The following is a 22814-nucleotide window of genomic DNA, read 5'->3' as shown; positions in this document are numbered from 1 at the left end:
GAACGTGCCCCATACGGTCGTGGTGTGGAACGGTCTCCACGGCCCGTCAGGAGCGTCCTAGCTCCTGGTTGATGAAATCGAAGATCTCGTCGTCCGAGGCCGTGTCCAGCTGCTGGGAGACCCCGGCCTTCTGCTCTTCCTGAGCCGAGGCACCCAGCTCCGACAGCATGCGTCGTAGACGGGCCTCGATGACCGGGCGGGCGTCGTAGTCTGGGGAAAATCTTGAAATCGCCGCCGCGATCCGCTCCAGATCCGCGATGACCGTCGCGCCGTCCTCGGCCGTTCCGGAGAACAGCTGGTCAGTGACGTGCCGCGCGAGGTCCGCCGGAGTCGGGTGGTCGAAGACCAGGGTGGCGGGGAGCGCCACGCCCGTCTCGGCGCTGAGCTGGTTGCGCAGCTCGACGGCCGTCAGCGAGTCGAAGCCCAGGTCCTTGAACGCGCGGCGCGCCTCCACGGCCTTCGGGTCACCGTACCCGAGAGCGCGCGCGGCACACGTACGGACGACCGAGAGGACCGCCTCCGCCCGTTCGCCCTCCGACGCGTCGGCCAGGCGGCGCAGCAGCTCGCCACCCGCGTCACCGTCCGTGACCGCCCCGTCGTCGCGGGTGGTCGCGGCGGCGGCCTCCGGCAGTTCGGTGAAGAGGGGTGCGGCGCGGCGGCTGGTGAAGGCCGCCGCGAAGCGGGCCCAGTCGACGTCCGCGACGACCACGCAGCCGTCCCGTACGTCGAGGGTGCGCTGGAGCGCGCGGAGCCCGCCCTCCGACGCCAGCGGGTTCAGGCCGCGGCGGCGCAGCTGCTCCTGGGCGTCGTCGGAGGCGGCCATGCCCGCCTCGGCCCACGGGCCCCAGGCCACGGACGTACCCGCCAGCCCTTCCGTACGACGGGACTCGACGAGCGCGTCGAGCGCGGCGTTGGCCGCCGCGTACGCCGCCTGCCCGCCGCTCCCCCACACACCCGCGATCGACGAGAACACCACGAAGGCGTCCAACTCCTGTGTGCCCAGCAGCTCGTGCAGGTGGTACGCGCCCCGCACCTTGCCGTCCCAGACGGCGGCGAGCGCGTCGCCGGTCAGCTCGTCGACGGCGCCGACGTCGAGCGCGCCCGCCGCGTGGACCACCGCGTTGACGGGGTGCTCGGCGAGCAGCTTGGCGACGGCGTCACGGTCCGTGACGTCGCAGACGGCGAGGGAGACACGGGCACCGGCCTCGGTCAGCTCGCGTTCCAGGTCGGCCGCACCGGGGGCGTCGGCGCCCCGGCGGCTGGTGAGGACGACGTGTTCCGCGCCCCGGGCGACGGCCCAACGCGCCACCTGCGCGCCGAGGGCACCCGTACCGCCCGTGACCAGCACCGTGCCACCCGGCGTCCACTCCCGCACCGGACCCTCGGGCGCACCCGCCCGCACGATCCGCCGCACGAGCACACCCGAAGCACGCAACGCCACCTGGTCCTCACCCGACACACCGCTCAACACGGCAGCCAGACGGGAGACCGTACGCGCGTCCAAAACGGCGGGCAGATCCACCAACCCACCCCAACGCTCCGGGTGTTCCAGCGCCACCACCCGACCCAAGCCCCAGACACCGGCCACAGCCGGGTCGGTGACCTTCTCCGTACGGGAGGTGGAGACGGCTCCGCGTGTCAGCGTCCACAGGGGCGCCGCCAACTCCGCGTCGCCCAGGGCCTGTACGAGGGACACCGTCTGCCGCAGGGCGTCCGGTACACGGAGCGTCGCGCCGGAGGCGGCGCCCGCGGGGAGGAGGGACAGTACGCCGCTCACGTCGGCGTCGTCGGAGAACTCCGCTTCGCGAAGGAGGGCGGCCAGCGCCGTACGGTCCGCGCGCGCGGGCACCCGTACCGTCTCCACGCCCGCACCGAGAGCGTCCAGCCCCTCCGGCACGTCCGTACCCTCCGGCACCAACAGCAGCCAACGACCCGCCAGTTCCGGGCCGGGGGTGAGGGAGAGGGGCTGCCACGCGACGCGGTAGCGCCAGCCGTCCACCTCGGAACGGGCCAGGCGACCACGGCGCCAGGAGGCGAGCGCGGGCAGCGCCTCAGCCCAGGAGGCGGAACGGTCGATGGCCAGCTCGCCCGCCAACGACTCCAGGTCGTCGTTCTCCACCGCGTCCCAGAACGGCGCGTCCGACTCGGCCGCCGTACCGCCCGCGGAGGGGCGCTGCACGAGCCAGTAGCGCTCGCGCTGGAAGGGGTACGTCGGCAGCACGACGCCGCGCGCGCGGCCCGGGAAGAGCACCGACCAGTCGACGTCCGCGCCGTCCACGAACGCGGCAGCCACGCCCGTGAACAACGCCTGCACCTCGGAACGGTCCTTGCGCTGCAACGCCACCAGCGCCGCATCCGCAGGTACGGAGGGCTGGGCCATGGCGGTCAGGGTGCCGTCCGGGCCGACCTCCACGTAACGCCGTACGCCGCGCTCGGCGAGAGTGGCGATGCCGTCCGCGAACCGGACGGCCTCACGGACATGGCGGACCCAGTAACCCGGGTCCAACAACTCATCCGCAGTGGCCAGTTGACCCGTCACGTTGGAGACGACGGGGATGGTCGGGGCCGCGTACGACACGGACTCCGCGACCGTACGGAACTCCGCCAGCATCGGCTCCATCAACGGCGAATGGAACGCGTGACTGACGGACAGACGGCTCGTACGACGACCCTCGCCCCGGAAGTGCGCCGCGACCTCCTCGACGGCCTCCTCGACACCCGAAACCACCGTCGACGAAGGCCCGTTCAACGCCGCGATCGACGCCGTACGACCCTCCAACAGCGGCAACACCTCCGCCTCGGAAGCCTCCACCGCCACCATCGACCCACCAGAAGGCAGCCCCTGCATCAACCGACCACGCGCCGCCACCAGACGACACGCGTCCGCCAACGACCACACACCAGCCACATGCGCGGCAGCCAACTCACCGATCGAATGCCCCACCAGGAAGTCAGGCCGCACACCCCACGACTCCACCAACCGGAACAGCGCGACCTCGAACGCGAACAACGCAGGCTGCGTAAAGCCCGTCTCACTCAACGCACCCGAACCATCCGCAATCACATCCCGCAGCGAACGCGCCAACTCCCCATCAAAATGCGCACACACCTCATCGAACGCCTCCGCGAACACCGGGAACGCGCCATACAACTCAGCACCCATCCCCACCCGCTGCGCACCCTGCCCCGCGAACACGAACGCCGTTTCGCCTTCGCCCAGTGCCGTACCGGTCACCGCGTGCCCGGCTGTGGGCTGCCGTTCGCCGTGCGCGACGGCCTCCAGGGCCGTCAGCAGTTCGGCGCGCGTGGAGCCGACGACGACCGCGCGGTGCTCGAAGCGCGCCCGCGACGTCGCCAACGCACCGGCCACAGCGGCGACTTCGTACGTGTCACCGCCCGCGCCCGTCAGCAGCGCGGCCAGTTGCGCCGCCTGCGCGCGCAGCGCCTCCGCGCTCCGCGCGAAGAGCAGCCACGGCGTCCACGGGGCGCCGGGGGCCTCGGCGGGCGCCTCCGGCGCCGTGCCCGCGGCCTCGGCGCCGGTGGTCTCGCTGTCGGGTGCGGCGATGACGACGTGGGCGTTGGTGCCGCTGAGGCCGAACGACGAGACGGCGGCCTGCCGGACGTGGCCCTCGCGTACGGGCCACTCGACCGGCTCGTTCAGCAGCCGTACGTTCCCGGCCGACCAGTCCACGTGCGTCGAGGGCGCGTCCGCGTACAGCGTCCGGGGAAGCTGCTCGTGGCGCATGGCCTGCACCATCTTGATGACGCCCGCGACACCGGCGGCGGCCTGCGTGTGCCCCAGGTTGGACTTCACCGAGCCGAGCCACAACGGCCGTTCGGCGTCCCGGTCCCGCCCATACGTGGCAAGGAGCGCCTGCGCCTCGATCGGGTCACCCAACGACGTACCCGTACCGTGCGCCTCCACCGCGTCCACATCACCCGGCGCAAGACCCGCCTGCGCCAACGCCGCACGGATCACCCGCTGCTGCGACGGACCGTTCGGCGCCGTCAGACCGTTCGACGCACCATCCTGGTTCACCGCCGAACCGCGTACGACGGCCAGCACCTCGTGCCCGTTCGCCCGGGCGTCCGACAGGCGCTCGACCAGGAGCATGCCGACGCCCTCGGACCACACCGTGCCGTCCGCCTCGTCCGCGAACGCCTTGCAGCGTCCGTCCGGCGCGAGGCCGCGCTGACGGCTGAACTCCACGAACGACGCGGGCGTCGACATCACCGTCACACCGCCCGCGAGGGCCAGGTCGCATTCGCCGCTGCGCAGCGCCTGCGCCGCGAGGTGCAGGGCGACGAGCGACGACGAGCACGCCGTGTCGACCGTCACCGCCGGACCCTCCAGGCCCAGGGTGTACGCGATACGGCCGGACGCGACGCTGCCCGCGCTACCGGTCAGCAGGTGGCCGTGCACGTCCTCGGGTACGTCGTCGGCGGCGGCCCCGTAGCCCTGGTACGCGCAGCCCACGAACAGGCCGCTGCGGCTGCCGCGCAGCGTGTGCGGGTCGATGCCCGCCCGCTCCACGGCCTCCCAGGACGTCTCCAGCAGCAACCGCTGCTGCGGGTCCATGGCGAGGGCCTCACGCGGTGAGATGCCGAAGAACGCGGGGTCGAACTCGGCGGCGCCCGGCAGGAATCCGCCGCGCGACGTGTAACTCGTGCCGCTGCGGCGGGAGTCCGGGTCGTACAGCGCGTCCGTGTCCCAGCCGCGGTCCTCCGGGAAGTCCCCGATGGCGTCCGTACCGGACGCCACCAGCTCCCAGAGCTGTTCCGGTGTGGCGATGTCGCCCGGCATGCGGCAGCTCATCGCGACGATGGCGACGGGCTCGTCGACGGCGGACGCGGCACCCGTACGGTCGCCGCCCGCCGCGTCCGACAGGGCGTCGCCGCCGAGGAGTTCGGCGTGCAGGTGCGCGGCGAGCGCGGCCGGTGTCGGGTGGTCGAAGACGAGGGTGGCGGACAGCGGGAGCCCGGACTCGGCGGTGAGCGCGTTGCGCAGCTCGACGGCGGTCAGCGAGTCGATGCCGAGGTCCTGGAACGCGCGTCCGGGCTCGACGGCCTGCGGGCCGGGGTAGCCGAGGACGGCGGCGGCGCGCTCGCGTACGAGACGCAGCAGCTCCCGTTCGCGCTCGGCCGGGTCCAGCGCGCCGAGCCTGCCGCGCAGGTCGGTGCCGGTGGCACCGCCGGGGGCGGCGGCCGACGGGGCGGCGGCCTCGGGGAGTTCGCGGAACAGCGGCCGTACGCCGCCCTGCCGCCCGGCGGTCTGCCCGCCCGCCGCGAGGGCGCTCCAGTCGATGTCGGAGACGACGAGCTGCGTCTCCCCCTCGCGCAGCGCCGCCGCGAGGACGGCGAGCGCCGGGGCGGGCTCCATGGGGGTGAGTCCGCCACGGCGCAGCCGGGCGAGGACGGCGGGGTCGTCGGCCATGCCGCCGCCCGCCCACGGGCCCCACGCGACGGAGAGCGCGGGCAGGCCGTCGGCGCGACGGCGCTGGGCGAGGGCGTCGAGCGCGGCGTTGGCGGCGGCGTAGTTGGCCTGCCCGACGGAGCCGAGGGCGCCGGCGACGGACGAGAACAGCACGAACGCCGACAGGTCCCGCTCGCGCGTCAACTCGTCGAGCAGCAGCGCCGCGTCCAGCTTCGCGCGCAGGACGGTGGCGAAGCGGCCCTCGTCCATGGTGGTGAGCATGCCGTCGTCGAGGACGCCCGCCGCGTGGTAGACGGCGGTGAGCGGGCGGTCGGCGGGGATCTCGGCCAGCAGCGCGGCGAGCGCGGCGCGGTCGGCGGGGTCGCAGGCGGCGACGGTGACGCCCGCCCCGAGGGCGGTCAGTTCGGCGACGGTCGTGTCGATGCCGGGGGTGTCCGGGCCGCGGCGGCTGACGAGCAGCAGGTGCTCCGCGCCCTGCTCGGAGAGGCGGCGGGCGAGCTGGACGCCGATGGTGCCGGTGCCGCCGGTGATGAGCGTGGTGCCCGTGAGGGCGTACGGGGCGCTGTCGGTGCCGGTGCCCGTGTCCTGGGTGCCGGTGTCCGCGTCGGTGGCGGTGGTGTCGGCGCCCGGCGCGCGGACGAGGCGGCGGGCGAGGACGCCGTTGGCGCGGACGGCGAGTTCGTTCTCGCCCGCGCCCGCGCCCGTGCCGGTGTCGGCGGCCGAGGCGGCGAGTACGGCGCGGAGGCGCGCCCACGCCCGTACGTCCGGTTCCTCCGGCAGGTCCACCAGGCCCGCCCACAGCCCGGCGTGCTCCAGCGCGGCGCCGCGCCCGAGGCCCCAGACTGCGGCCTGCTCCGGGGCGCGCAGCCGGTCGGAACGGCCGGTGGAGACCGCGCCCGTCGTCACCGCCCACAGGGGCGGTGCCGCGCCGTCGCGCGCGGCGAGGGCCTGGAGGAGGTGGTTGGTGAGCGCGAGGCGTACGGGGACGTCGCCGGAGAGGGCGAGCAGCGACAGGACGCCGACGGTGCCGTCCGTACCAGCGGCGTCGCCGTTCCCGTCCGCGTCCGTGTCCCCGTCCCCGTTCAACGCGTCAGTCAGGAGGCGGGTCACGTCGTCGCGGTCGTGGCCCGGACCGAGGGCGAGCGTGCGGGGCGCGTACGCCTCCACCGTCCCCAGCGCCTCCGTCAGGCCGCGCACGAGCGGGTGCCCGGCGTCGAGCCCTTCCGGTACGACGACCAGCCAACGCCCGGACGGCACCGGCGCGTCGGGCAGCGTGCCGAGCGGCTTCCACTGCTCGCGGTAGCGCCAGGACTGCGTCGTGGCGTGCTGCCGCTGCTCGCGGTGGTAGCCCGCGAGGGCCGGTACGACGGGCGCCAGCAGCGAACGGTCCAGGCCCAGGCTGTGCGCCAGCCGGTCCACGTCGCCCTGCTCGACGGCGGCCCAGAAACCGGAGTCCGTGGCGCGCGCCGGGCCGCCGGACGTACCGGCCGGGTCGGACGGCTCCAGCCAGTAGCGCTGGCGCTGGAACGCGTACGTCGGCAACGCGACCGTGGACGCCCCCGCGAACAGCACCGACCAGTCCGGCGACAGACCGTCCGCGTGCAACCGACCCACACCGACCAGCAGCGACTCCGCCTCCGAACGGTCCTTGCGCTGCAACGCCACCAGCGCGGCGTCGTCGGGCGCGGAGGGCTGGGCCATCGCGGTCAGCGTGCCGTCCGGGCCGATCTCCACGTAACGCCGTACACCGCGCTCGGCGAGCGTGGCGATGCCGTCAGCGAACCGCACGGCCTCACGGACGTGGCGCACCCAGTAGCCGGGGTCGGACAGCTCATCCGCAGTGGCCAGTTGACCCGTCACGTTCGACACCACGGGGATGGTCGGGGCCGCGCACGACACGGACTCCGCGACCGTACGGAACTCCGCCAGCATCGGCTCCATCAACGGCGAATGGAACGCGTGACTGACGGAGAGACGGCTCGTACGACGCCCTTCCGCACGGAAGTGCGCGGCTACCTCCTCCACGTCCGCCTCGGCACCCGAAACCACCGTGGAAGACGGACCGTTGAGGGCGGCGATCGACGCCGTACGACCCTCCAACAGCGGCAACACCTCCGCCTCGGAAGCCTCCACCGCCACCATCGACCCACCAGAAGGCAGCCCCTGCATCAACCGACCACGCGCCGCCACCAGACGACACGCGTCCGCCAACGACCACACACCAGCCACATGCGCGGCAGCCAACTCACCGATCGAATGCCCCACCAGGAAGTCAGGCCGCACACCCCACGACTCCACCAACCGGAACAGCGCGACCTCGAACGCGAACAACGCAGGCTGCGTAAAGCCCGTCTCACTCAACGCACCCGAACCATCCGCAATCACATCCCGCAGCGAACGCGCCAACTCCCCGTCAAAATGCGCACACACCTCATCGAACGCCTCCGCGAACACCGGGAACGCGCCATACAACTCGGCACCCATCCCCACCCGCTGCGCACCCTGCCCCGCGAACACGAACGCCGTACGGCCGCCCCGCCGCACCGAGCCCGTCACCACGCCCGGTGTCGACTCGCCCTCCGCGAGGTGGCGGAGGCGGTCGAGGAGGGTGTCGTGGTCGGGGCCGACGAGTACCGCGCGGTGTTCCAGCGCGGCGCGGGTGGTGGCGAGGGAGCGGCCGATGTCGGCCGCCGCCGGGGCCGTTCCGGGCTGGCGGGTCAGGTGGGCGAGCAGCCGCGCGGCCTGCGCGCGGAGCGCGTCCGCGCTGCGCGCGGACAGCGTCCACGGCACGGCGGGCAGCGGCGCGGCGGCCGGTGCGGCCTCCGGTGCGGCGTCGGCCGGGGGCGGCGGGGGTGCCTGTTCCAGGATCGCGTGGGCGTTGGTGCCGCTGATGCCGAACGACGAGATGCCCGCGCGCCGTACGTGCCCCTCCCGCGCGGGCCATTCCACGGGCTCGTGCAGCAGCCGTACGCCTCCGCCGCCCGCCGCCCAGTCCACGTGCGTGGTGGGCTGCTCGGCGCGGAGGGTGCGCGGGAGTACGCCGTGCCGGAGGGCGAGGACGATCTTGATGAGTCCGGCCGCTCCGGCGGCCGACTGGGTGTGCCCGATGTTGGACTTCACCGAGCCGAGCCACAACGGCCGTTCGGGGTCGCGGCCCCGCCCGTACGTGGCGAGCAGGGCGTGCGCCTCGATGGGGTCGCCCAGTGACGTACCGGTGCCGTGCGCCTCCACGGCGTCCACGTCGCCGGGCTCCAGACCGCCTTGTGCCAAGGCGGCGCGGATGACGCGCTGCTGGGCGGGGCCGTTCGGGGCGGTGAGACCGTTGGAGGCGCCGTCCTGGTTGAGCGCGGAGCCGCGCAGTACGGCGAGGACCTCGTGGCCGTTGGCGTGGGCGTCGGTGAGACGTTCCAGCAGGAGGAGGCCCGCGCCCTCGCCCCAGCCGGTGCCGTCGGCGCCTTCGGAGAACGCCTTGCACTGGCCGTCGGCGGCCATGCCGCCCTGGCGGCTGAACTCCACGAACGCGGCGGGCGTCGACATCACCGTCACACCGCCCGCCAGCGCCAGGTCGCACTCCCCGACGCGCAGGGCCTGCGCCGCGAGGTGGAGGGCGACGAGCGACGAGGAGCAGGAGGTGTCGACGGTGACGGCCGGGCCCTCCAGGCCCAGGGTGTAGGCGATGCGGCCGGAGACGATGCTGCCCGCGTTGCCGGTGAGGATGTGGCCCTCGATGCCCTCGGGCACCTCGTCCAGTCCGGAGCCGTACTCCTGGTTGCTGCATCCGGCGAAGACGCCCGTACGGCTGCCGCGGAGCGTGTGCGGGTCGATCCCGGCGCGTTCCAGCAGCTCCCAGGAGGTCTCCAGGAGGAGGCGCTGCTGCGGGTCGGTGGCGAGCGCCTCGCGCGGGGACATGCCGAAGAACGCGGGGTCGAACTCGTCCGCGTCGTGCACGAACGCGCCCCGCGTGGTGGCGCTGCCGCCCGTGCGGGCGCCGGTGGCGCCGCTCAGGGTGTCGAGGTCCCAGCCCCGGTTCGCGGGCATCTCGGACAGCGCGTCGCCGCCGTCCACGAGGAGCTGCCAGAACGCCTCGGGGCTGTCGGCGCCGCCGGGGAAGCGGCAGTTGACGGCGACGATCGCCACCGGCTCGGGGGTGGCCCCGGCCAGCCGCTGGTTCTCCTTCCGCAGCTGGTCGTTCTCGCGCAGCGATGCCCTGAGGGCTGCGACTACTCGGTCCTCGGACGTGGCCATCTTCAGCTCCGCAGGTGGTGCGTGGTGGGTCGTTGGGGTCAGCCGTCGTCGCCGAGGGCGAGCCGTACGAGGTCGTCGACCTCCAGGGCGTCGTACGCGTCGTCGTCTCCGTCGGCGTCTCCGGCGACACCGTTGTCGCCGGTCCCGTTCCCCTTCCCGGCGCCGTTCGCGGCGAGGGCGAGGACGGTGTCCAGGATGCCGGAGGCGCGGAGGGCGTCGAGGGGGACGGTCGCGAGTGCCGTACGGATCGCCGCGTCGTCCGGCGTACCGGAGTCCGCGCCTCCGGCGCCGGAGCCCGTACGCGCGCCGGGGTCGGCGCCCGTGTCGGGGATCAGGTCGGCGCACACGTGGCTGGTGAGCGCGTCGGGCGTCGGGTAGTCGAAGACGAGCGTCGAGGGCAGGGGGACGCCGAGGGCGGCGCCGAGCCTGTTGCGGAGTTCGACGGAGGTGAGCGAGTCGAAGCCCAGCTCCTTGAACGTCTGCTCGGGGCCGACGTCGCCGCTCGACCCGTAGCCGAGGACGCCCGCGACCTGGCCGCAGACGGTGTCGAGCACCAGCCGGTGCCGGTCGGCGGCGGACAGTCCGGCGAGGCGCTGTTCCAGCGACTCGGCGGCGTCGGCGCCCGCGGCTCCGGCGGCGGCCGTACGGCGGCCCGCGCGGACGAGGCCGCGCAGCAGCGGCGGTACGGTGCCGCTGCCGCCGAGGGCGCGGGTGTCCACGGCCATCGGGAGGACGGCGGCGGCGGGCTGGTCGAGCGCCTGGTCGAAGAGGGTGAGGCCCTGTTCGGGGCGGAGCGCGGGCAGTCCGGCGCGTGCCATGCGGCGCAGGTCGGCTTCGCCGAGGCCACTGGTCATGCCGGTGGTCTGCGACCAGGGGCCCCAGGCGAGGGATGTCGCGGGCAGGCCGTCGGAGCGGCGGCGGGCGGCGAGGGTGTCCAGGTAGGCGTTGGCGGCGGCGTAGTTGCCCTGTCCGGGGGCGCCGAGGACGCCCGCGGAGGAGGAGAAGACGACGAACGCGGCGAGGTCGGCGTCGGCGGTCAGCTCGTGCAGGTTGGCGACCGCGTCGGCCTTCGGACGCAACACCGTGTCCAACCGCTCGGGCGTGAGCGACCCGATGACACCGTCGTCCAACACGCCCGCCGTGTGCACCACGGCCGTCAACGGACGCTCCAGCCCCGCCAACAGCCCGGCCAAAGCCTCCCGGTCGGCGGCGTCACACGCCGCCAGCGCCACCTCCGCACCCTCGGCACGCAACTCCTCCGCCAACTCCGTCGCGCCCGGAGCCCGTTCACCCCGACGCGACGCCAGCACCAGATGCCGCACGCCCCGTTCCGCGACCAGATGCCGGGCCACCAACGCACCCAGACCACCCGTACCACCCGTCACCAGCACCGCCCCCTCCGGGTCCAACCCGGCCGGAACGGTCAACACCACCTTGCCCACGTGCCGCGCCTGCTGAAGATGCCGGAACGCGTCCGGCGCACGCCGCACATCCCACGCGGCGACGGGGATCGGGGTGAGGATGCCCGCGTCGAACAGTTTGACCAGTTCGGCCAGCATCTCCTTGATGCGGTCGGGGCCCGCCTCGATCAGGTCGAAGGCGCGGTAGGCGACGTCGTCGTGGTCGGCGGCGACCTTCTCCGGGTCCCGGATGTCGGTCTTGCCCATCTCCAGGAACCGCCCACCACGCGGCAGCAGACGCAACGACGCGTCCACGAACTCCCGCGCCAACGAGTCCAGCACCACGTCCACGCCACGACCGTCCGTCGCCGCCAGGAACTTCGGCTCGAACTCCAGGTCACGCGACGACGCGATACGGCCCTCGTCCAGGCCGGACGCCCGCAGCGTGTCCCACTTCCCCGGACTCGCCGTGCCGTACACCTCCGCGCCCAGATGACGCGCCAACTGCACCGCGGCCATGCCCACACCACCGGCGGCCGCGTGCACCAGCACCGACTCACCCTTGCGTACCCCACCCAGATCCACCAGCGCGTAGTACGCCGTGAGGAACACGATGGGCACGGAAGCGGCCTGCGCGAACGACCAGCCCTCGGGGATGCGGACGACGGTCCGCGCGTCGGCCACGGCCGACGGGCCGAACGCGCCGGGGAACATGCCCAGTACGCGGTCGCCCACGGCCACGTCCGCCACGTCGGCGCCGATCTCGGTGACGACGCCCGCGCCTTCGAGGCCGAAGTCGCTGGCGTCGCCCGGGTACATGCCGAGGGCGTTGAGCACGTCGCGGAAGTTGACGCCGGCGGCCCGTACGGCGATCCGCACCTCGCCGGGCTCCAACGGGCGGGTGCCGCGGTCGCTGGCGAGCAGCGCGAGGCTGTCGAGGCTGCCCTTCTCCGGGATGTCGAGGAGCCAGGCGTCGGCGCCCGCCGGGGCCCGGAGCGTGTCGTCCGGTGTGACGCGGGCGACGCGCGGGGCGTGCAACGTCCCGGCGCGTACGGCGAGTTGGGGCTCGTCGGCGGCGAGGGCGGCGGGCAGGGCCCGGTACGAGGCGTCCTGGCCGTCGGTGTCGAGCAGCAGGAAGCGGTCGGGGTGCTCGGACTGCGCGGAGCGCAGCAGGCCCCAGACGGCGGCGTGCGCGGCGTCGTGCCGGAGGGTGTGCGGGGCGTCCACGGCGTCGCGGGTGAGGAACGCGAGGCGGACGCCCGCGAGCCGTTCGTCGGCCGTCCACTCCTGGACGAGCGCGAGGGCGCGCGCGGCGGCCGTACGGGCGTCGCCGCCCGTGACGGGCGCGACGACGGTGCCGGGCAGGGCGGTCCCGCCGCCGTGGGCGGCGAGGAGGGCGGCGGTGTCGGCGTACGCGGCGGAGGCGGACCCGGCCGCGCCCTCGGCCCCGGCCGGGTCGCCGAGGAGGACGAACGCGGCGGCGTCGCCCGGGACTCCGCCGGCGCCGGGCGTGGTGACGAGGGGCCAGTCCAGGCGGTACAGCGGGTCGAGCGCGGCGGCCTGGGCCGTACGGGCGGCGGCGATCTGGTCGGGCGACGTCTGCCGCAGCACCAGTTCGTCGACGGTGGCGACGGGGCCGCCCGCGCCGTCCACGACGGCGAGCGAGACGGAGTCCGGGCCGGTGGCGGCGAGCCGTACGCGCACCGCGCCCGCGCCGGACGCGTGCAGGCGTACGCCGCGCCAGGCGAACGGCAGCCGCCCGCCCGTACCGTCCTCCAGCGGCAGGAACGAGGTCGCGTGCAGCGCCGCGTCGAGCAGCGCGGGGTGCAGCCCGAAGCGTCCGGCGTCGTCGTGGGCGCCCTCGGGCAGCGCCACCTCGGCGAGGACGCCGCCGGACACGACGGGGTCCTGCCAGGCGGCGCGGAGGCCCTGGAAGTGCGGGCCGTAGGCGAACCCGGCGTCCTGGAGGCGCGCGTACACGTCGTCGACGGGCAGTTCGGCGGCGCCCGCGGGGGGCCACGCGCCGGGGTCGGCGGTCAGGTCGGCGGCCAGGTCGGGCGCGTCGTGCGCGGCGGTGCCGAGCAGGCCGGTGGCGTGCAGGGTCCAGGGCGCGTCGGGGGTGGCGGCGTCCCGCGCGTGGATGCTGACGGGCCGCTCGCCGCTGCCCGCCGCGCCTTCGGCGCCGACCCACACCTGGACGCTGGCGTGGCCGGTGTCGGAGAGCAACAGGGGGGCGAGCAGGGTCAGTTCGGTGACGACGTCGCAGCCCGCGCGGTCGCCCGCGCGCACGGCCAGCTCCAGGAAGCCGGTGCCGGGGAAGACGACGGCGTCGCCCAGCGCGTGGTCGGCCAGCCAGGGCTGGTCGTGGACGGAGAGGCGGCCCGCGAAGAGGTGGCCCTCGGCGTCCGCGACGTCCACGGCGGCGCCGAGCAGCGGGTGTCCGGCGGCCTCCAGGCCCGCGGCGCCGAGGTCCCCGAGGGAGCCCGCGCGGCGGGTCGGCCAGTGGCGTCGGCGCTGGAAGGCGTACGTGGGCAGGGGCGCGGGAACGGGCGCGTCCCCGGCGGTCCCGGCGGCGGTGTCGGTCCCGGCGCCGGTGTCCGTGTCCGTCCCGGCGCCGGTCAGCGCGGGCCAGTCGACGTCCGCGCCGTCCACGTACGCGCGGGCGAACCCCTGGAGCACGGCGGCGTGTTCGGCGGTGCGGCCCCGTACGAGCGCCACGACGGTCGTCCCGTGCGGCGCCCCCTCGGCGGCGCCGTCCGTACCGGCCGGGGTGGTGCCCTCCGGCGCGCGGCTCTCCTCCGCCATGGCGGCGAGGGTGCCGTCGGGGCCGATCTCCACGAGCCGTTCGGCGCCCTGGGCGCACGCCTCGCGGACGCCGTCCGCGAAGCGCACGGCCTGCCGTACGTGCCGTACCCAGTAGTCGGGCGAGCGCAGTTCGTCGGCGGTGGCGAGGACGCCGGTCACGTTGGACACGACGGCGGTGTGCGGCTCGTGGTGGTCGACGCTCTCCGCGACGGCGCGGAACGCGTCGAGCATCCCGTCCATGTGCGGCGAGTGGAAGGCGTGGCTGACGGTGAGCCGCTTCGTACGGCGGCCCTGTCCGGCCAGTCCGGCGGCGACGTCCAGTACGGCCGCCTCGTCGCCGGAGAGCACCAGGGAGCGCGGCCCGTTGACGGCGGCGACGCACACCTCGTGCGTGCGGCCGTCCAGCAGCGGCAGCACCTCGTCCTCGGTGGCCTGGACGGCGACCATGGCGCTGCCCTCGCCGGGCAGCGCGTCCATGAGCCGCCCGCGGGCGGCCACGAGGCGGCAGGCGTCGGGGAGCGACCAGACGCCCGCGAGGTGGGCGGCGGTCAGCTCGCCGATCGAGTGGCCGAGGAAGAGGTCGGCGCGGAGCCCGGCGGACGCGGCGAGCGCGTGCAGGGCGACCTCGTACGCGAAGAGCGCGGGCTGCGTGTACGCGGTGCGGTGCAGCAGCGGCTCGTCGTCCGCGAACATCACGTCGCGCAGGGGCCGTTCGAGCTCCGCGTCGAAGTGGGCGCACACCTCGTCGAGGCGGGCGGCGAACACGGGGAACGCGGCGTGCAGCGCGCGGCCCATCCCGGCCCGCTGCGCGCCCTGCCCGGTGAACAGGAACGCGGTGCGCGCCGTACGGGCGGTGCCCGTCACGGCGGACGCGGCCCCGGCCGGTGCGGGGTCGGCCAACGCGGCGACGGCGGCGAGGAGTTCGTCGCGGTCCTCGCCGAAGACGACGGCGCGCCGGTCGAAGGCGGTACGGGTGCGGGCGAGCGCGTGGCCGAGGGCCGCGGCGGAGAGTTCGCCGTGCGCGGTGGCGTGCGCGTGGAGCCGCGCGGCCTGCGCGCGCAGCGCCTCGGGCGTACGCCCGGACAGCGGCCACACGGTGGGCCCGCCGGTCGGGGCCTCGGCGGCGTCCGCGTCCGTACGGTCCGCGGCGGGCGCCTGTTCCAGGACGACGTGCGCGTTGGTGCCGCTGAAGCCGAACGACGACACGGCGGCGCGGCGGGGCCGCCCGCCGTCGGTGTCCGGCCAGTCGGCGTTCTCGGTGAGGAGCCGTACGCCGCCCGTCGACCAGTCCACGTGCGTGGACGGCGTGGAGACGTGGAGGGTGCGGGGCAGTGCGCCGTGCTGGAGGGCGAGGACGGTCTTGATGATCCCGGCGACACCGGCGGCGGCCTGGGTGTGCCCGATGTTGGACTTCACCGAGCCGAGCAGCAGGGGCCGTTCGGCGTCGCGGTCCCGGCCGTACGTGGCGAGGAGCGCCTGCGCCTCGATCGGGTCGCCCAGCGTCGTACCGGTGCCGTGCGCCTCCACGGCGTCCACGTCGCCCGGTTCCAGACCCGCGTCGGCCAGGGCGGCGCGGATGACGCGCTGCTGGGAGGGGCCGTTGGGCGCGGTGAGGCCGTTGGACGCGCCGTCCTGGTTGATCGCGGAGCCCTTGACGACGGCGAGCACCGGGTGCCCGTTCGCGCGCGCGTCCGACAGCCGCTCGACGAGCAGCATGCCGACGCCCTCGCCCCAGCCGGTGCCGTCCGCGTCGTCGGAGAACGCGCGGCACCTGCCGTCCGCCGCGAGCCCGCGCTGGCGGCTGAACTCCAGGAAGGCGGCCGGTGTCGTCATCACCGTCACGCCGCCCGCGAGCGCCGCGTCGCACTCGCCGGACTGGAGGGCGCGTACGGCGGAGTGCAGGGCGACGAGCGACGACGAGCAGGCCGTGTCGACGGTGACGGCCGGGCCCTCCAGGCCCAGCGTGTACGCGATGCGGCCGGAGACGACGCTCGCCGCGTTGCCGGTGCCGAGGAAGCCCTCGCTGTCCTCGGCGGCGTCCCGCAGGACGTTGGTGTAGTCCTGCCCGTTGGTGCCCGCGTAGACGCCGGTACGGCTGCCGCGGAGCGTACGGGGGTCGATCCCGGCGCGTTCGACGGCCTCCCAGGACGTCTCCAGGAGCAGCCGCTGCTGCGGGTCCATCGCCAGGGCCTCGCGCGGCGAGATCCCGAAGAACGGCGCGTCGAAGTCGGCGACGCCGTCGAGGAAGCCGCCGTCGCGGGTGTAGCTGGTGCCCTCGTGCTCGGGGTCCGGGTCGTACAGCGCCGCGGTGTCCCAGCCCCGGTCCTCGGGGAACCGCACGATGCCGTCGCGGCCCTCGGCCAGCAGCCGCCAGAACGCCTCGGGTCCGTCGACGCCGCCGGGGAAGCGGCAGCCCATGCCGACGATGGCGACGGGCTCGTCCGCGGTGGCGGGCCGCGCGGGGCCGCCGGGGGCGGACTCCGGTACGGCGCCGAGGAGTTCGTCCATCAGGTGGCGGGCCACGGCCGCCGGGGTCGGGTGGTCGAAGATGAGGCTGGCGGTGAGCGTGAGGCCCGTACGGCGGCCCAGCGCGTTCCGCAGTTCCAGCGCGGTCAGGGAGTCGAAGCCCAGCTCGGTGAAGGCGCGGTCGGCGTCGACGCGGGCGGCGGACGCGTGACCGAGCACGGTCGCGACCTCGGCGCGCAGCAGGCCGAGCAGCGTCGGGAAGCGTTCGCCGTCGGGCAGGGCCGCCAGCGTCGCCGCCAGCTTGACGCTGCCGATGTCCCCGGCGGACGTGTCCACCGTCGCGATCTTCCGCGCGCCCTTGCGGCCCGCCAGCTCGCGCAGCAGCGCGTGCGGCGCGTCGTCCGCCGCGGCGGCGCGGAGCACGCCCAGGTCCATGCGCAGCGGCAGCACCGTCGTACGGTCGCTGCGCAGCGCGGTGACGAACAGCTCCAGCGCGTCGTCCGTGGGGAGGCTGCCGATGCCGGTGCGCTCGCGGCGCTGCCGGTCCGCGGTGGCCAGCCCGGCCGTCATGTCGCTGTTCGCCGCCCACAGGCCCCAGCCGAGGGCCAGTCCGGGCAGGCCGTCGGCGCGGCGGCGCTGGGCGACGGCCTCCAGGTACGCGTTGGCGGCGGCGTAGTTGCCCTGGCCGGGGCCGCCGAAGGTGCCGGACGCGGAGGAGAACAGCACGAACGCCGTGAGGTCCAGGCCCAGTTCGCGCGTCAGCTCGTCCAGGTGCGCGGCGGCGTCCACCTTGGGGCGGAGGACCGTACGGACCCGTTCCGGGGTGAGCGACGACACGATGCCGTCGTCCAGCACACCGGCGGCGTGCACGACGGCGCCCAGCGGCCGGTCCGCGGGGACGGCGGCGAGCAGCGCCGCGAGGGCGTCGCGGTCGGCGGCGTCGCAGGCGGTGACGGTCACCTCGGCGCCGGCGGCGGCGAGTTCGGCGCGGAGCGCGTCCATGCCGGGCGCGTCCGGGCCGCGGCGGCTGGTGAGCAGCAGGTGGCGCACGCCGCAGGCGGTGACGAGGTGGCGGGCGACGGCCGTACCGACGGCGCCGGACGCGCCGGTGACGAGCACCGTGCGGTCGGGGTCGAAGGGCGGGGCGGCGTCCGGCCGCGTGGCGGGCGGCGTGTGCCGGACGAGGCGGGGGGCGAGCGCCCGCCCGCCGGGGCGCAGCGCGATCTGCGGCTCACCGGACAGGGCGACGCGTACGGCGGCGTCGACCTCGCGCCTCGCGCTGCCGGCGACGGCCGCGGCCATGCCGACGCCGGTGCCGGTCTGCGCGTCGACGAGCACGATCCGGCCGGGGTTCTCCGACTGCGCGGAACGCAGCAGGCCGCAGGTGGCGGCGGCCACCGGGTCCTTCAGCCGTTCGCGGTCGGAGGTGGTGACGGCGCCGGAGGTGAGCAGCACCAGCTGCGCGCCGGACAGCGACTCGTCGGCGAGCCAGCGCTGCACGTGCGCCAGCGCGGCGTTGACGGCGGCGTGCACGGCCTCGGGGGACGCGGCGTCGCCGGACCGGGCGCCGCTCGCGACGGCGGACTTCCAGGGGAGCACGACGACGTCGGGGGCGGTCTCGCCGCGCGCGACGGCGTCGCTGAGCGCGCCGAGGTCGGCGTGCGTACGGCCGAGCACGGCGACGGTGGCGGCGCCCGCCTCGGGCAGGGTGACGTCGACCCAGTCGACGGCGAACAGCGCGCTCTCGGGGCCCGCGGCCTCGCTGCGGGCGGTGGCGGGGCCGTCGAGCCAGTAGCGCTCGCGCTGGAAGGCGTACGTGGGCAGGTCCACGCGGGGCGCGGGCGGCAGCAGCGCGTCCCAGTCGGGGGAGGCGCCGTTGACGTGGAGGCGGCCGAGCGCGCCGACGAGGGCGGTGCCCTCGGCGCAGTTCTTCCGCAGGAGGGACAGGAGGGTGGCGTCGTCGGGCACGGACGGTTCGGCCATCGCCGTGAGGGTGCTGTCGGGGCCGACCTCGACGTAGCGGCGTACGCCGCGCTCGGCGAGCGTGGCGATGCCGTCGGCGAACCGGACGGCCTCACGGACGTGGCGGACCCAGTAGCCGGGGTCGGACAGCTGCTCGGGGGTGGCGAGTTGACCGGTCACGTTCGACACCACGGGGATGGTGGGGGCCGCGTACGACACGGACTGCGCGACCGTACGGAACTCCGCCAGCATCGGCTCCATCAACGGCGAGTGGAACGCGTGGCTCACCGACAGACGGCTCGTACGACGCCCTTCGCCCCGGAAGTGCGCCGCGATCTCCTCGACGGCCTCCTCGGCACCCGAAACCACCGTGGACGACGGCCCGTTCAGGGCGGCGATCGACGCCGTACGACCCTCGAGCAGCGGCAGCACCTCCGCCTCGGAAGCCTCCACCGCCACCATCGAACCGCCCGCCGGAAGCGCCTGCATCAACCGGCCACGGGCGGCGACGAGGCGGCAGGCGTCAGCCAGGGACCACACACCCGCGACGTGCGCGGCGGCCAACTCACCGATGGAGTGGCCGACCAGGTAGTCCGGCTTCACACCCAGCGACCGCACCAGCCGGAACAGCGCCACCTCCACGGCGAACAACGCGGGCTGCGTGTAGCCCGTCTCGCCCAGCACGTCGGACGCGTCCTCGAACACCACGTCCCGCAGGGGCCGTTCCAGTTCGGCGTCGAAGTGCGCGCACACCTCGTCGAAGGCCGCCGCGAACGCCGGGAACGCGCCGTACAGTTCACGGCCCATCCCCACCCGCTGCGAGCCCTGCCCGGCGAACACGAACGCCGTACGGCCGCCGCGCCGCGCCGACCCCGTCACCACTCCGGTGAGGGTCTCGTCGTGGGTCAACGCCCGCAGCAGGTCGAGGAGTTCACCCCGGTCCGTACCCACGACGACCGCGCGGTGCTCGAACGTCGCACGCGTCGTGAGCAGCGAACGGGCCACCGCGTGGAGGTCCGCGTCGGGGTGCCGCTCGGCGTACGCGAGGAGGCGTTCCGCCTGCCCGCGCAGCGCCTCCGGGGTGCGCCCGGACAGCGCCCACGGGACGGCCGGGGGCTGCGGCACGGCCGTCCTCCCGGCGGGCTCCGCCGACGGCTCCGCCACGGGCTCCTCGGGCGGCGCCTGCTCGATGATGGTGTGCGCGTTCGTACCGCTGACGCCGAACGCCGACACCGCCGCGCGCCGCGGCCGCCCCGTCTCGGGCCACTCGCGGCCCCGCGTGAGCAGCCGTACGTGTCCCTCGGTCCAGTCGACGGCCGTCGCGGGCTCGTCCACGTGCAGGGTGCGCGGCAGGACGCCGTGCCGGATGGCCTGCACCATCTTGATCACGCCGCCGACGCCCGCGGCGGCCTGCGTGTGCCCGACGTTCGACTTGAACGAGCCGAGCCACAAAGGCTGTTCGGCGTCCCGGTCCTGGCCGTACGTGGCGAGCAGCGCCTGCGCCTCGATCGGGTCGCCGAGCTTCGTGCCGGTGCCGTGCGCCTCGACGGTGTCGACGTCGCCGGGCTGGAGACCGGCGTTGGCGAGGGCGGCCTGGATGACGCGCTGCTGCGAGGGGCCGTTGGGCGCGGTCAGGCCGCTGCTGGCGCCGTCCTGGTTGACGGCGGAACCGCGCAGCACGGCGAGCACCTGGTGGCCGTTGGCGCGCGCGTCGGACAACCGTTCCAGCAGGAGGATGCCGACGCCCTCGCCCCAGCCGGTGCCGTCCGCGGCGTCCGCGAACGACTTGCAGCGGCCGTCCGCCGACAGCCCGCGCTGCCGGGAGAACTCCATGAACGTCACCGGCGTCGACATCACGGCGACGCCGCCCGCCAGCGCCAGGTCGCACTCGCCCTGCCGCAGCGCCTGCGTCGCGAGGTGGATCGAGACGAGCGACGACGAGCAGGCCGTGTCGACGGTGACGGCCGGGCCCTCCAGCCCGAAGAGGTACGAGATGCGGCCGGTGGCGACGCTGGCGGCGCTGCCGTTCGCGATGAACCCGTCGAGGCCCGGAGGCGGTTCGGGGAAGCGGGAGCCGTAGTCGTTGTACATGACGCCCATGAAGGCGCCCGTGTTGCTGCCCCGGAGGTCGGCGGGGCGCAGCCCGGCCCGCTCGAAGACCTCCCACGCCGCCTCCAGCAGCAGCCGCTGCTGCGGGTCGACGGCCAGCGCCTCGCGCGGGGACATGCCGAAGAAGTCGGCGTCGAAGTCGGCGGCGTCGTGCAGGAACCCGCCCTCGCGGGTGTAGCACGTGCCGGGGGTGGCGGGGTCGGGGTCGTAGAGGCTGTCGACGTCCCAGCCGCGGTCCTCGGGGAACCGCGTGACACCGTCCGTACCGCTCTCGACGAGCCGCCACAGGTCCTCGGGCGAGCTGACGCCGCCGGGGTAGCGGCAGCTCATCGAGACGACGGCGACGGGTTCGGAGGCCTTCGCCTCGAACTCGCGGAGCCGGGTGCGAGTGTGGTGCAGATCCGTGGTCACCCGCTTCAGGTAGTCACGGAGCTTGTCCTCGCTCACTTGTCCTCGCTCACTGTCGCTGTGTCCTCGTCGCTGTCCTCGTACGGGTTGGCCGCACGGGTGCAGCCATTGCACTCGGCTTCGACTACGGTTCGGTCTCGACGACGGTTTCGGTGCACAGCGGCGGGTCGTCGGTGGCGGGCACACCGCGCGACGCCCCGTACCGGGCCGGTTCGGCCCGAGCGCGCACGCGGTCCCACCGATGTCCGTCCCACCGATGCCTCGGCCGATTATGCGTGGGCGTCCCGTATGCCCGGAGGGGCAGTGACCTGCTCTAAGAGAACCCCTAGCGTTGGCCGGACGCGTGCCGCACACACGTATGAGTGACCGATTCCCTAGACATCGCGGCGCACACTGGCCCGCTGTCACGGCTTCGTGCTCGGCTTGGTCACCGAGCATTCACGGGAGGAACCAGTGGTAGTGCAGCAGCACGGGGACGAGCAGTCCGCGCGGGAGCCGGAGCAGGCGCTGTCCGGCGCTCCCGGGGCGGGGGCCGCTCCCGCCACCGGCACCACCGGGGTCCCCGGGCCCGAGGTCGACCGCGTGCCCAAGGTCGATCCGGACGGCGGCGCGACGCTGCTCGGCTGGCTCGCCCGCATGCGCCGGGAGGCGCCGGTGTGGCACGCGCCGGACGGGCACGCGCACGTCTTCCGGCACGAGGACATCACGAAGGTGGTCACCGACCCCGCGACGTTCTCCAACAACCTGATGCTGTTCGGCGGCCCGCGCCGGGGCGGCGGCGACGCGAACGCCGAGCAGGCGGAGACGGCGGAGCAGGCCACCGGGCAGGCGGAGGCGGCGGCTCCGGAGACGGCGGAGGCCACCGAGGCACCGGCCGCCGAGGCACCCGCCGCGGACACCGACGCCGCATCGGCCGACACCGCCACCGACGCCGAGTCCGCTGCCGAGGACGCCGACGCCGCCCCCGCGCAGAACCCGGCCGGCGGGCAGCTCCTCATGCTCGACCCGCCCGAGCACGGCAAGCTGCGGCGCATCGTCAGCCGCGCGTTCACCGCGAAGATGGTGGCCGAACTGGAGCCGCGCATAGCGGAGATCACCAACGAGCTGCTGGACACGGTCGCCGGCGCCGACGGCTTCGAGATGAACGGCACCCTCGCCAACCCGCTGCCCGTCTCCGTGATCTCCATGATGCTCGGCGTGCCCGTGTCCGACCGGGACCAGTTCCAGGAGTGGGCGAACAACCTCCTCGCCGTCGACCCCGAGGACCCCGAGAGCGTCGCGGGCCTCGCCTCCACGGCCGAGGCGCTCGGCGCGTACCTCCAGGGCTTCGTCACCACCCGGCGCGCGGAACCGCAGCAGGACCTCATCAGCCAGCTGTGCTCGGCGGACGTGGGCGGTGAGCAGCTGAACGACATGGAGGTCATCAACTTCTCCGCGCTGCTGCTCCTCGCCGGGCACGTCACCACGTCCGTGCTCCTCGGCAACATACTGCTGTGCCTGGACGAACACCCGCACCTCTACAAGGAGTTGCGCGAGGACCGCGACAAGGTGCCCGCGTACATAGAGGAGACGCTGCGCCTGCGCTCCCCCTTCACGAAGATCGACCGGGTCGTGGCCCGGGACACGGAGCTGAACGGCGTACGGCTCGCCAAGGGCACGTACCTCTGCCTCTGGATGCTCTCCGCGAACCGCGACGAGGACGTCTTCGACGACCCCGACACGTACCTGCCGAGCCGCGCCAACTCCCGGCAGCTGGCCTTCGGTCACGGCATCCACTACTGCATAGGCGCACCGATAGCGCGCCTCGAAGCCCGCATAGTGCTGAACCTGCTGCTCGACCGCTACTCCGAGATACGCGTGGACCGCAGCGAACGGCTGTCGTTCCACGGCAGCAACATCTTCGGCGCCCGCAGCCTCCCGTTGACGGTGAGCCGGGCGTAACGACGCCCCGCCCGGCGCGGGCTCCGGCGCCGCCACATGTGAGA

The 22814-nt window shown here is 74.6% G+C and carries 3 protein-coding genes; 1 reads left to right on the top strand and 2 read right to left on the bottom strand.

From position 1 onward, the window contains the following. Window positions 1-46: 46 nt before the first annotated feature. Window positions 47-9679 (bottom strand): type I polyketide synthase, encoded by a 9633-nt coding sequence (locus D7M15_RS19385; protein WP_121518672.1) that lies wholly within the window; start codon window positions 9677-9679, stop codon window positions 47-49. A 38-nt stretch (window positions 9680-9717) separates the two neighbouring features. Then, entirely contained in the window at window positions 9718-20868 is an 11151-nt protein-coding gene (locus D7M15_RS19380) for a type I polyketide synthase (protein WP_240649380.1), read from the bottom strand. Window positions 20869-21288: 420 nt separating this feature from the next. On the opposite strand from D7M15_RS19380, the gene D7M15_RS19375 reads away from it, so the two are divergent. Next, the gene (locus tag D7M15_RS19375) at window positions 21289-22770 is read left to right on the top strand and encodes a cytochrome P450 (RefSeq protein WP_240649379.1); all 1482 of its coding nucleotides are present in this window, start codon (window positions 21289-21291) and stop codon (window positions 22768-22770) included. Window positions 22771-22814 lie beyond the last annotated feature (44 nt).

The sequence above is a fragment of the Streptomyces sp. Z26 genome, from assembly GCF_003665095.1.
GTDB classification, from domain to species: domain Bacteria; phylum Actinomycetota; class Actinomycetes; order Streptomycetales; family Streptomycetaceae; genus Streptomyces; species Streptomyces phytohabitans.
The sequence above is the reverse complement of the archived record's forward strand: the minus strand, read 5'-3'. Positions and strand labels throughout refer to the sequence as shown.